10 protein-coding genes are annotated in these 13,260 nt (G+C 42.5%); 1 reads left to right on the top strand and 9 read right to left on the bottom strand.

What is annotated here, in order from left to right; translation table 11 throughout:
• Positions 1 to 38 precede the first annotated feature (38 nt).
• Entirely contained in the window at positions 39 to 1,025 is a 987-nt protein-coding gene (gene moaA, locus ACFG4S_RS09315) for a GTP 3',8-cyclase MoaA (protein WP_392534528.1), read from the bottom strand.
• A 164-nt stretch (positions 1,026 to 1,189) separates the two neighbouring features.
• Here moaA and ACFG4S_RS09310 point away from each other — a divergent pair, with 164 nt between their 5' ends.
• Entirely contained in the window at positions 1,190 to 2,221 is a 1,032-nt protein-coding gene (locus ACFG4S_RS09310; protein WP_392534527.1) for a hypothetical protein, read from the top strand.
• Between the two features lie 84 nt (positions 2,222 to 2,305).
• Here ACFG4S_RS09310 and ACFG4S_RS09305 read toward each other — a convergent pair whose 3' ends face one another.
• The 8 genes from ACFG4S_RS09305 to psbB all read right to left on the bottom strand — a co-directional run bounded on the left by ACFG4S_RS09305 (position 2,306) and on the right by psbB (position 12,999).
• Positions 2,306 to 4,618, bottom strand: a complete 2,313-nt coding sequence (locus ACFG4S_RS09305; RefSeq protein WP_392534526.1) for a filamentous hemagglutinin N-terminal domain-containing protein — start codon at positions 4,616 to 4,618, stop codon at positions 2,306 to 2,308.
• A gap of 204 nt (positions 4,619 to 4,822) precedes the next feature.
• Entirely contained in the window at positions 4,823 to 5,116 is a 294-nt protein-coding gene (locus tag ACFG4S_RS09300) for a hypothetical protein (RefSeq protein WP_392534525.1), read from the bottom strand.
• Between the two features lie 399 nt (positions 5,117 to 5,515).
• The gene (locus ACFG4S_RS09295) at positions 5,516 to 7,930 is read right to left on the bottom strand and encodes a filamentous hemagglutinin N-terminal domain-containing protein (protein ID WP_392534524.1); all 2,415 of its coding nucleotides are present in this window, start codon (positions 7,928 to 7,930) and stop codon (positions 5,516 to 5,518) included.
• Between the two features lie 113 nt (positions 7,931 to 8,043).
• Positions 8,044 to 8,370 (bottom strand): hypothetical protein, encoded by a 327-nt coding sequence (locus ACFG4S_RS09290; protein WP_392534523.1) that lies wholly within the window; start codon positions 8,368 to 8,370, stop codon positions 8,044 to 8,046.
• Positions 8,371 to 8,816: 446 nt separating this feature from the next.
• A complete protein-coding gene (locus ACFG4S_RS09285; protein WP_392534522.1) occupies positions 8,817 to 9,551 on the bottom strand; it encodes an HAD family hydrolase in 735 nt (244 codons plus the stop codon).
• 284 nt (positions 9,552 to 9,835) lie between these two features.
• Positions 9,836 to 10,903, bottom strand: coding sequence for a 30S ribosomal protein S1 (locus ACFG4S_RS09280; protein ID WP_392534521.1), 1,068 nt, complete (start codon positions 10,901 to 10,903; stop codon positions 9,836 to 9,838).
• Positions 10,904 to 11,215: 312 nt separating this feature from the next.
• Complete coding sequence (locus ACFG4S_RS09275; RefSeq protein WP_196514711.1) at positions 11,216 to 11,320, bottom strand: photosystem II reaction center protein T; 105 nt, start codon at positions 11,318 to 11,320, stop codon at positions 11,216 to 11,218.
• A gap of 146 nt (positions 11,321 to 11,466) precedes the next feature.
• Positions 11,467 to 12,999 (bottom strand): photosystem II chlorophyll-binding protein CP47, encoded by a 1,533-nt coding sequence (gene psbB / locus ACFG4S_RS09270; protein ID WP_392534520.1) that lies wholly within the window; start codon positions 12,997 to 12,999, stop codon positions 11,467 to 11,469.
• Positions 13,000 to 13,260 lie beyond the last annotated feature (261 nt).

Here is a 13,260-nt window from a genome sequence, read left to right as displayed (position 1 = left end):
TTGTCCTGAGTCATTTGCAAAGGACAAATGATCCATGACTATCCGCCAATTTGGGACATGGTGCGGCTATATACACCTGTAACTCCAGATTCACGCCCTTTAAAGTTAATTTCTGGTTTGATTGCTAGTAAACGCCTCACCTGCTCTTGTAATTGAGCAGTACTAGTACCAGACCGCAGAGCAGTTTTCAGATCTAGTTGACCCGTTTCATTCAATAAACAGGGACGCAGCCAGCCATCAGCACTGAGGCGCATCCGGTTACAACGATCGCAAAAACATTCCGACATCTGACTAATAAATCCCAGTGTTCCCTTCGCGCCAGGAATTTGAAATACATCAGCAGGACCAGCACCACGAACTTGGGATTCTGTCAATCCCCAACGTTCCCGGATGGATTGACGTAAATCGGCTGAAGATACCCAACCGCGATCGCCAAATAAATGCACATTACCAATAGGCATAAATTCAATAAATCGAACATGCCATTGCTTATCAATTGTCAGGGCAGCTAAATCTAGAATTTCGCCATCGTTGACGCCAGGAATGACCACCACATTTAGCTTCAGGGGGTCGAATCCGACTTCATAGGCAGCTTGAATGCCATGCCAAACTTGTTGCCAACGAGAACGCCCTTGATTACCAATAATTTGGTCAAAAATATCGGGGTCGAGAGAGTCCAAACTAATATTAATGCGTCGCAGACCTGCATTATAGAGGTTTTGCGCCATTGGAGCTAGCAAAAACCCGTTGGTAGTCATTGAGAGGTCTTGAGTTTGGGGAAAAGAAGCGATCGCACTTACCAAATCCACCACGCGCGGACGTAATAATGGTTCACCCCCAGTCAAACGAAAGCGGCTAAAGCCTAGAGGAATAAATACCTCTTGAATGAGGGTGAGCAGTTCTTCATCAGTCAACAACTGTTGCTTGAGAATATAGTCCAGTTCTACTCCCTCTGGCATACAGTATTGACAACGGAAGTTGCAGCGATCGATTAAACTAATGCGGAGGTAGTCTACCTGGTTCATTGTTTTATTTTTATTGTTTTTGATCGATTAAAAACCTTACTGAGGTGGTTTAGCCCTTTCTTCTATTTTGTTGTAATTCAGAATACCGTGCTACCCCTTAAGTTAGAATCCGCAGATTGTGGCATAATAAGCCGATCGCATCCACTACTTGTTAGTCATCAATCGTGCAAGATACCGACTCTATCAACGACCTTGCTGCTGCTTTGCAACAGCCAGCAGATCTCACCTTTGAACTGCCCGATCCCGAAGATGAACAGATTCTCGAGTCAGATTTTCAACAGCAGCTCGAAATAGCTTGGCAGGTATGCGATCGCTTTGATTTGCAAACTGAAATCTGGCGGGGGCGAATTTTACGCGCCATCCGCGATAGAGAAAAAATTGGTGGTGACGGACGCGGTACAGGCTTTCTGAGATGGCTAAAAGAACGAGAAATCAGCAAAAGCCAAGCTTATGCCTGGATTCAACTCGCTAATAGTGCTGATACCCTTTTAGAAGAAGGCAAACTCGACCCCAGCGCAGTTAATAATTTTAGCAAACGAGCTTTTATTGAAACCTCCAAAGCAGTCACCGAAGTGCAACAGATGGTAAGTGAAGCTGCTCAAAAAGGCGATCGCATTACCAGGCGCGAAGTCCGACAACTCTCCGATGAATGGACAGCTATGTCCTCAGAATTACTACCTGAAGAAATCAAAGCAAAAGCCGCAGATAACACCCTTCCCCCGCGCTACATTGCCCCTTTGGTGAAGGAAATGGAAAAACTGCCAGAATCGCACCAAAAGTTTATCCAAAAAGAAATAGCTGCCAATCCTGATGTAGATACCCTCAAACAGGTAACTACAGAAGCACGTAATTTAGCAAAATACCTCAAAGGAGCAGCTCAAGTCCAGGCGTTGACACAGGAAAATGTTGATATTGAAACAGCTTTAGAAGAAGCGCAAAGAGTCGGCTGTTTGAGCATTGCGGCTGATTTGGTAAATCAAGCATCGCAAATCGAGCAAACTATCGCCAAACTTTACATGACTTGGAAACGGATCGGCAATTTAGCAGATCGATTGTATGTAGATACTGGTGCAAGTACACCCAACTTGCGATCGCTCCTCAATTGCTTAGAACCTCTGGGTGGTGAAATCATGGAATTGCAACTGAGTGGCGCAACTGAACACACAGTACGTTTACAAATTCAGGAAACGAATTAAGGGTGGGGCGTGAGGAATTGGGTATTAGTTATTTCTCCTGTCTTCTGCTTTTTTGCCCCTTTGTTTATCGCTATATCTCAATTTCTAATTAGCAGCGCAAGATACAGCGGTTAGCGAGGAACTATGAGGCGATGAAGTGGGTACTTGAGCAACCAGAACCACGTTACCATTAGCATCCATTACCCATCCTTGGGCTTCCACAATTTCATTAGGTTCATTCACAGAATTGACTTTCTGCGATTTATCTTCTGTATTCTGTTGCGCCTGAGCTACTTTCTTCTGGATACCCTCAGCACGATTATCACTTTCTGGATTCGGTGCGATCCAATCTGCTAGCACTGCATCAGATGTTAATGGCTCTGTGGGATTTGCTGCTACTCCTCCACGCCCAGTAGTAATAAATGAACTCCTGGCTATTTTCGCACCAGAACCACAACCAGCAACAATTTGCTGCGAAGCATCAACTAGATTTGTTGGCAATTCCACTAATCCTTTACTGGGGTCAACATCTGGTGAGTTAATTTGTACTGTGCCACTTAATGAAGGATTTTGTCGAGAAAATGCCGTGATGTCATTTGTTTGCAGATTATTCGGGTCTTTTTCGCCTGTTGGATCGAGTTTATCAACCTCTGCACCTGTGCGCTTTACAAATCCAAAGATGTTTTTAGTGGCGATCGCTATTTTACCACCAGAGCCAAAGTTGGCATTGGCCGTGATATCGCTATTTCCAAAGGGAGGGGCGACGAGAAAGCCATTAGGTGCAGTGATAGTGATATTACCGCCATCTCCATTACCACCAGCGTTAGTGGTTATTTTACTTTTCCCGCGCATCAGTAGTAAGTCCCGCACCTGTAACGAAATATTACCACCCTGTCCTGACTTACTATTAGATGTGAGTTTTCCTTCGTTGTCAAGCAGGATAGAGCGAGCAGTTATATTGAGATCACCTGCTTTCCCTGGATTATTTACATCCCCTATACTGCTCACAACTATTTCAGCTCCGTCCCGAACAATCAATTTTTTTGTACTAATTGTTACTTTTCCAGCGTCTCCAAAGCCTAGAGTCCCAGCTCCCAAGTTACTGGCAATTCCTGTTGGTGAAATTCCTATTAGTTCTATAGAGTCAGAGGCTTCAACAGTTAAATCTCCTCCGTTTCCTCTAGCTGGTTGATCGTCCATCATAGTGGAGTCTGCTGTTACCCCTGCCCCATTTTGGATACGCAAGCTCCCAGTTTTTATCGTAATGTTACCTGCATTTCCATCACCAAAAGTTGTACTCAACAGTCCCGTCAGAGGACTTGGTTGGGTTCTACTACGAATTAACTCTACAGACTCGGAGGCGTTGACCGTCAAACTTCCTCCCGATCCCATACCTATAGTAGAAGTGGCTATTTGTGCTCCATCCCGAACAATTAATTTTCTAGCATTGATGGTTATTTCTTTACCATCTTGATCGCCTGTAGTTTGGCTTATGACGCGCACACGAAGACCACTTAGTTCTACAGACTTTCCCTGGATTTGAATACTACCACCACCCTTACCACTAGTATCTACTTGAGATGGAAATACTTCACCATTAATAGTTCGCCCAGTTAATTTAATATCCTGGAAATTCTGGACACCTTCATATCCCAAACTCCAGCTTTGGTTTATTGGTTCGAGACTGAGACTGACTAGACTATTGCTAGCGACACTTCCTAGCTCAATTCGTCCCGACGCCGCCGTTAAATTTCCACCATCCAGCGTTATTTCACCGCCTATCAATGCTAAGATTTTGCCTGGCTGGACTTGTAGACCAACAGGTTGCTCAAATATATTAGTTGTTTTACCATCTGGATTTTTTGCTTGGGATTGATTACGGATAAGTTTAGCAGTTGCTCCGAATTGTAAACCAGTGGGAACACTTACTGTTAGCAGAGGTGTAGTTCGGGGATTTGTAGCACTAAACTTCGTTCCATCGGCAAAATTTAGACTACTCGCCGTACTCGCCACAAATGAACCACCAATTTGCAAAGAGGCATTGGGACCAAAAATAATTCCATTGGGATTAATTAAAAAGAGGTTAGCTGTGCCGTTAACTTTAAGAATGCCATCAATATTAGAGGTAGATTTACCTGTTACCCGAGTAATAATGTTCTGAACATTGCCAACATAGTGAAAATCAGCTATACCATCCTTAATTAAGGAAAACTCTTTAAAACTGTGGAACAAATTGTGTTTATCTTGAGATAGGGTTCCGCCTTCAATAATTCTGATGTTGCCTTGTTCTATAACGCGAGAATTTTCAGGTAGAGTACTATCAGGACTGATTTGGGCAATAGCAGAGTTTCCAGAAAAAGCTATTACACTAACTATTACAACTCCTAGCCCTTGACACCAGCCCCAAAGATTAACCATACCAGATATTACACCTCTCAAAAGTAGTACCAGTTGCTAATACCAATTTTCTGTAAACTCACACTTAATAGTTACTCCCTTACCACTAACAGACTAGCATTCTCTTTCTTTGCGTCCTTTGTGGTTTGTTCAATAAAAATTAAGCGCATCTTCATAGAAAATTGGTATAAACAATTATGACGCTATGAAAAACTAAAACTTAAGCTATGGCTTTGGGCAAGGACAATCAGTAATCTCACCCTTACACAAGCAAGCCCATACCTCGACACGCTTAGCTGGAAGTAATAGCGAACAATTCGTATCTCTAAGTTGCATTTTAGTTAAGTCAATATCGCATTTAACTTGTAAGATATCATCTCCTAATATTCCGTACTTTTCGAGCAGCTTGCTCAAGTTAGAATTCCTCAGTCTTTCACTAATTTCTTGTTTAATCTCGTCTTTTAATAAATCTAATGTTTGAGCATCTATGACTGTTGGCTGTACTGTTTGAGAATCCATGAGTTGTGCTTTCCTTGCAGATTGATAGATGTGTGAACTTATCTTATGATGTACTAATTTGACCTGACTTTGATTAGTACAGTTTGGCAACGAAAGAATCAAAAATACAGAGTCTAGAGTGGCACGATCGCATTAGGTTTATAATGCTCTTGCGAACTCCGATAATTATTAGTTCAACTTGACTAGTAATAATTACGCATTGTGTAACATAACTTCATATATTTTTGTTGGATTTCCTTAAAGCCTTCATGAATCTGGCTACTGACTATCGATCGCTCAAAAGGATTCAGTAATTGATACCTCCTTAACTCTCACACTCTGCTTGGCGATCGCTTGTCTCAACCTCATAGCCAAGAAGCGATCGTACAGATGAGTTTTAGTATAAAGGGCAGTCAAATTCTAATTAGCAGCACAAGATGTAGCTGTAAGCAAGGAACTATGGGGTACCCCAGTCGGTACTTCAGCAACTAAAACCACATTTCCCTTAGCATCCATTACCCATCCTTGGGCTTCCACAATTTCACTAGGTTCATTGACAGAATTAACTTTCTGTGATTCTTCTGTATTTCTCTGCGCGCGAACAACTTTATTCTCGATACCCTCAGTACGATTCTCACTTTCTGGATTCGGTGCAATCCAATCTGTCAGCACTGCATCAGATGTTAATGGCTCTGTGGGATTAGCTGCTATTCCTCCACGCCCAGTATTAATAAATGAACTCCTGGCTATTTTCGCACTAGAACCACAACCAGTAACAATTTGCTGGGAAGCATCAACCAGATTTGTCGGCAATTCGACTAATCCTTTACTGGGGTCAACATCTGGTGAGTTGATTTGGACTGTGCCATTTAAGGAAGGATTTTGCTGAGAAAATGCGGTGATATCACTTGTTGGCAGATTATTCGGATTTATTTCTTGTGAATCTAACTTCTCTACATCTGCACGGGTACGCCGCACAAATCCAAAGATGTTTTTAGTGGCGATCGCAATTTTACCACCTGAGCCAGAGAAGGCATTGGCAGTGATATCGCTATTTCCTAAGGGAGTGGCAACGACGAAGCCATTAGGTGCATTGATGTTGATATTACCACCAGTTTTATCACCCCCAGCATTAGTGGATATTTGGCTATTGCCGCGCATTAGTAATAAGTCCCGTACCTGTAGCGCAATATTTCCACCTTGACCGGATTCACTATTAGATGTGAGTTTTCCTTGATTATCCAAAAGTATGGAGTCAGCACTTATATTTAAATCACCTGCTTTCCCAAGATTATTTGGATCTCCCACATAAATTACATTCTTTCGAGCTTGGCTGTTCACAGTTATTGCAGCCCCATCTTTGATAATCAATCGCCCTGTAGTTACCGTCAAGTTTCCCCCATCTCCAGGTCCTTCAGTGCCAGAAAACAAGCCACTGAGCTTAGAACCATTTGGTGATGTGCCAATTAGTTCTACAGACTCAGAGGCGTTCACTGTTAAGTTTCCTCCTTTTCCTGTAACTGGTGTAAGTTGGTTAAGTCTAAACCTATAGATGCCTTCAGAACTGGTTGATATTCTTGCTCCTCCCTGGATACGCAACTTTCCAGTGTTAATTGTGATGTTGCCAGCATTTTGATTACCATAAGTTGCACTCAATAATCCACTGGATATTAAATCACTACCATCTCGCAACAAAGGAATGGAAGTGCCGCCGATTAGTTCTACTGAATCTGAGGCGTTTATGGTCAATTGTCCTGCCAGTCCGGAGCCGATATTGTACATTAGTACTTGCGCTCCATCCTTAACAATCAACTTCCCAGTAGTGATATTGATATTTCCAGCGTTTCCGGTGTTGAAAGTTCCAGTAGACAATATTGCATTTCTTCCAAGTTCTACAGACTTAGAAGCGTTCACTGTCAAATTGCCTCCTGGTTGCATTCCCAAAGTAATAGCAAAGATATATGAGCTGCCAGTTACTAACACATCCTTGGCTTGTAGGTGAATATTGCCACCACTTTCACCACTAGTATCTACAGTAGATGGAATTTTATTTAACTTAATTAGTTTAATGTTCTGAAAATTTTCAACACCTTTATATCCCAATACCCAATCTTGATTCGTTGAATTGAGACTGACCAAACTATTAGGACCAACGCTTCCTAACTCAATTCTTCCTCCCTTTGCGGTTAAATTTCCGCCCTCTTGGATTATGTCACCGCCTATAATTGCCAACGTTTGGCCTGGCTGTACCTGTAAACCAACACCTTGTCCTAAAATATTAATTGCGCCATCTGAACTTGCTTGCGATTGATTGCGGATAGGAGCCGCAGTTGCTCCAAATTGTAAACCAGTGGGAACATTTAATGTTAGCAAAGGCGTAGATTGAGGAGATGTAGCACTAAACTTTGTACCATCAACAAAATTCAAACTACTTGCCGTACTAGCCACAAATGAACCGCTGATATTCAAAGAAGCATTGGGACCAAAGATAATGCCGTTAGGATTAATCAAAAATAGATTGGCAATGCCATTAGCTTTGAGAATGCCATCTATATTAGAAATAGAATTGCCTGTCACCCGACTAATAATGTTATTAATATTTATTGGATTGTTAAAATACGCTGTTCTTCCCGCAGAAACAGAAAAATTTTCAAAGCTGTGGAACAAGTTTTTACCACGAACTGCCCCTCCATCAATCTGGTCTATAGGGTGACCATCGATTAGCTTTGGTGTAATGATTGAACTTTCAGATCCAAGTGTATCATCGTTTTGAATTTGGGCTAAAGCAAAACTTTCAAAGTAAGTGAGTACTCCAGCTATTGCTAGAGTACTCATTATATTTAACTCCCAGTACCAACTGCTTCGATTTTGAGACATGACAAACTTGCACTCAAAAAATCAGAGTTAATGACTAGGATAAACTTTTTGCAGTACCAAAACTAAACTATTTAGCAGTTACAGCCTAAAGGACTGCCAGTTGAGGGACAAGGGATACACAATGATTTTTTAACTAACACAATTTCTGGTATTGGAAGTTTTGGGTTTGCTGCCAACAATGCATTAGGTTGCTGCTCATCAACTGCATCATCAGATTGGAGTTGATTCGGGTCGAGATTACACTGCCAATGAATTCTCAGAACTCTGTCTTCTAATATGCCGTACTTTTCCAGGAGTGAGTGTAAGTCAGCGTTTTGTAGGCTTTCACCGAGTTTCTGCTGAATCTCATTTTGTAACTGCTCTAGTGTTTCAGAGTCTATAACTGTTTGAGAACTCATAACTGTTTGGGTTCCTTACGGGATGTTTACAATTATTGGTTCAAGTTACCCTGTAGGAATTACGCAATGTGTAATAAAACTTGATATTTTTCTCCCAGATTTCCATTAATACCATTTGTATATGAAGCTGCTCTAAATTCTTAACAAGAGTGTATTTGGTACAAGTCTGATGGGTCTCAAATTGCAAGTTAAGATTAAACAGAGCCGAGAAGAAACAGCTTGCCTAAATTCATGGAACTTTTAACGATTGGGTTCTCCCACTTTTTAATGTTATTTTGCAATGGTGAGGAGCAATTAGTATCAGAGAATTTTTAACTTGACACATGATTAAATGTATGATGTATGATACATTTGCCTATATTTCGGATCAGTAATCTTTTGGCTGGCCAATTCCGATAGAAAATAGCGATGTCTGACGACAAGCCCCTGTACTTAGCTTTCTCGAATTAATCTTCTAAAATTTGGATTTCATCAAGTTGATTAATCACCACATCTGCACCTTTAACATTATCTGATTTGCCTACCCAAGTGATTCCGATGCAACCTGCGGCTTTAGCATGACGAGCCATTTGCATATCACCAACTGAATCACCCACCATCAACGTAGCGCTAGGTTCCACTCCCAAAGCTTCGCAAGCTTGCAAAAATAGTACTGGATCTGGTTTACTCGGTCCCTCATCCACTCCCATTTCCAGTTGCATATAATCACTTAATTGGTGATGGGCTACAAACTTACGTACTTCATCACTTGTTGCAGCTGAAAGTATACCGAGTTTCAGTCCAGTTTCGTGTAGATATTTCAACATTTCCAAACTGCCAACAAATAGTGGTGAAGGAGTCTGTCCAATGTATTTTTCGGCTTCATCCAAAGCTTGACGAGCTATCTTTAAAGATTCAAACCATCCCCTTCCAGTCTCGGCAATATATGCCGCAGCTGCAACCTCTGTTTCGCGGCGACTTGCTACCGATATTAAACCCGCAGGATCTAAATTATTGCCATTGACACCAAATGCCATTAATAGCGGTTCCCCAATACCGGGAATTTGCGCGTCTATTAATCTTGCTCCTCTTTGTGCGAGCGATCGCAAATATGTTTCTGAATCTTCTAGAGTACCGTTTTTGTCAAACAAAATTGCCTGGATATTATCAAACGTGATGTTTTTACATTTAATAGTTACCAAAATATTTCACCCCTTTTAATTTATTTGTCATTTGTCATTTGTTGTTTCTAACTATATAATCCAATACGCTTCAGTTAAATATTTGTGAAAGTCAATTTTTTAAAGAACCGCCTTCATGCAGAGTCTCGCACAGAAGAACGCAAAGGAAGAGAAGGAAAAAATGCTTAACTTAACTATATTGACTAATGACCAATGACAAACTATTCACATAAAAAAAGAGGGAAAAACCCCCTCTAAGCAATATTTTGATACTCTTAATTAAAGATAGTAAAACTATAAATGTATTACTCTTCAATAGCTGCTGGAATTTCTTCTTCTGTCTCCGTTGCTGGTGGAATTTCTTCTTCAAGTTCCGCTGCTGGTGGAATCTCATCTTCAAGTTCCGCTGCTGGTGGAATATCTTCCTCTGCTATAACTTCCGCAACTCCACCAGGCGCAACAGTAATACCTTGCTGTTTAGCGAGCAGCTGTTCCCGATATTTAGCAGCCATTTCTTCTGCTTTATCATACACCAAATCCCGGTTTTTAATCATATCACCGGGTTCAGGTTCTAACTGCTTGGTAGATAGAGAAATCCGACCCCTTTCTGCATCCAAGTCAATGATCATAACTTTCACTTCATCATTGACATTGAACACGCTATGAGGTGTATCAATATGTTCGTGGGAAATTTCTGAAATGTGTAGTAGACCACTGACACCACCGATGTCAATGAAAGCACCGTAGGGTTTGATTCCACGAACTGTCCCAATAACTACTTCGCCAACTTCTAGGCGGTTCATCTTCCGCTCAACTAGCGCTCGACGATGGGATAGAACTAAGCGGTTACGTTCTTCGTCCACCTCTAGGAATTTAAGTGGTAGTTCTTCGCCTACCAATTCTTCTTTAGGTTTGCGGGTACTGATGTGGGAACCAGGGATAAACCCGCGTAATCCTTCAATCCTTACCAAAGCTCCGCCGCGATTAGTTGCAAATACGCCAGAACGGACTGTAGCATCTTCTGCTTGCAATTGTCGTACTCGTTCCCAAGCCCGCATGTATTCAATACGGCGAATGGAAAGAGTTAATTGACCGTCTTCATTTTCATCGGTGAGGATGAAAAATTCGCGCGTTTCATTTGACTGTAAAACTTCTTCCGGGGCATCAACCCGGTTAATAGACATTTCTTGTATGGGTATATATGCTGCTGTTTTAGCACCAATGTCAATCAGAGCGCCGCGCGGCTCTATACTGAAGACTGTTCCTGGTACAATATCACCAGGGCTAAAATGATAATCGTATTTGTCAAGTAGAGCAGCGAAATCTTCGTGAGTGAATCCAATTTCTGTAGCGGTTAAATTCTGATTGACCATGCTGATTTAGTTCCTGGTTCTAGTCTCCGTAAAGGTTGTGCGAAAAGCGCGATGTACATGCATCCGTTTTTAAGGCAGTCTACACAAAACACATGCTTTTTCATCCTAGCGCAGAAAAGCTAGTATTAACACATATCAACTCCCAAGATTGGAAATTATATCATAATATCAAAATGATTGGTTGTTAATCATTGGGTATAGGGAAATGTAGAGAGAAATAACCAACGACAAATACAATAATATCCGTCGCTACCATGCTCAGTAGCAACGGATATTAACATTGAATGTGCTTAAAGTTTTGCTAATGGCAACCTACTTATCTTTCTTCTCAAAGCGGGGGGGTTCGCGAAATGCGATCGCAAAGAAGAGAGTACCTATACACAAGGTAAAAATCAAGATGTATGCAACGCTTTCCATATTACGATTTCCTGCCTATCCAGCTAATAATGAGGGATTAGGGATTGGGTATTGGGGACTGGGTATTAGGGATTAGCTATTGGGTGCTGGGAAAAGTTTTCTCTAATTCTCAGTCACCAGTCCCCAGTCCCCAGTCCCCCACTCCCTTAAAGGGCTTCCTTCCGGCGGGTTGACTTGTCACCCACTTTCTGGAATAGACCCCATTCAACTTGCTCTTCTAGATCCGCATCAACACCGGCAAATACGTCTCTGTAGATTGTTCGAGCGCCATGCCAAAGATGACCGAAGAAGAACAGCAGAGCAAACACAGCGTGTCCATAGGTAAACCAACCTCTAGGACTGGTGCGGAATACGCCATCAGAGTTCAAGGTTTCCCGGTCAAAATCAAAGATTTCACCGCCTTGAGCTTTACGGGCATACTTCTTCACATCAGCTGGATCTGTGAAGGTCTTACCATTGAGGTCACCACCATAGAAGCTGACGGTGACACCAGATTGCTCGAAGCTATACTTCGATTCTGCCCGACGGAAAGGAATGTCAGCGCGGACAACTCCATCTGCGTCAGTCAAGACCACTGGGAAGGTTTCAAAGAAGTTGGGGAGACGACGCACGGTCAATTCGCGCCCTTCAGAATCTTTGAATACGGCGTGACCTTGCCAAGATTGGGCAATACCATCACCTTTAACCATCGGTCCTGTACGGAATAGACCGCCTTTAGCGGGGCTATTGCCGACGTAATCGTAGAAAGCCAGTTTTTCTGGAATTTGCGACCAAGCTTGCTCAAGGGTTGCACCTTGTCCAACACTATTTTGAACGCGACGCTCAATTTCTTGATGGAAGTAGCTTTGATCCCATTGGTAGCGGGTAGGGCCAAACAATTCAATGGGGGTGGTAGCGTTACCGTACCACATCGTACCAGCTACCACGAAAGCAGCGAAGAATACTGCTGCAATACTGCTAGAAAGTACTGTTTCAATGTTCCCCATCCGCAGAGCTTTGTAGAGCCGTTCGGGGGGTCGGACTGTCAGGTGGAATAAGCCTGCAATAATACCAACAACACCTGCGGCAATGTGGTGAGCCACAATACCACCAGGGTTATATGGGTTAAAACCATCTGGTCCCCATTCTGGTGCTACTGCTTGGATACTGCCAGTTACACCGTAGGCGTCAGAAACCCACATCCCCGGGCCAAATAGTCCGGTGAGGTGAAAAGCACCAAAGCCAAAACAAAGTAGACCAGATAAGAACAGGTGAATGCCAAACATTTTTGGCAAGTCTAAAGCGGGTTCACCTGTGCGAGGATCTCTAAAGAGTTCCAAATCCCAGTAAACCCAGTGCCAAACAGCGGCTAGGAACAACAGACCGGAAAGAATGATGTGAGCAGCAGCAACGCCTTCAAATGACCAGAAGCCAGGATCGCCAGCTGAAGCACCGGTAACAACACTCCAACCACCCCAAGATTCCGTAACGCCCAAACGTGCTAAGAAAGGCAGCACAAACATTCCTTGACGCCACATCGGGTTGAGAACCGGATCGCTTGGGTCAAAAGTAGCCAGTTCGTATAGTGCCATCGAACCAGCCCAGCCTGCTACTAAGGCTGTATGCATCAGGTGTACAGAAATCAGCCGCCCTGGATCATTCAGAACGACTGTGTGTACTCGGTACCAGGGTAGTCCCATCGACTACGCTCCTCCTCGATGAGTTAGTTTACAAAGCAATTTTCTTACTGAGATTCTGAGAAACGAAAACGCCACTCAGAAAACTCTCTTTTGTTTTTTGTTATTGCCAGAGCCAGAGTTTTACCACAACGTCTTATAAGTTAGACAGCGTGGGTGGTTTGGCAAAGCTTACTTGCTCCCTTGAGATTTACCCCGTAGGGTAGGCATCGCCAAGCAAAAATGAGAATGTTTTAAAAAGTGTAACTATTGATGGAACTGTTT

This window comes from Nostoc sp. C117 (genome assembly GCF_043099735.1).
GTDB lineage: Bacteria > Cyanobacteriota > Cyanobacteriia > Cyanobacteriales > Nostocaceae > Nostoc.
Note: the sequence above shows the minus strand (reverse complement) of the source record. Positions and strands in the feature narration are given on the sequence as shown.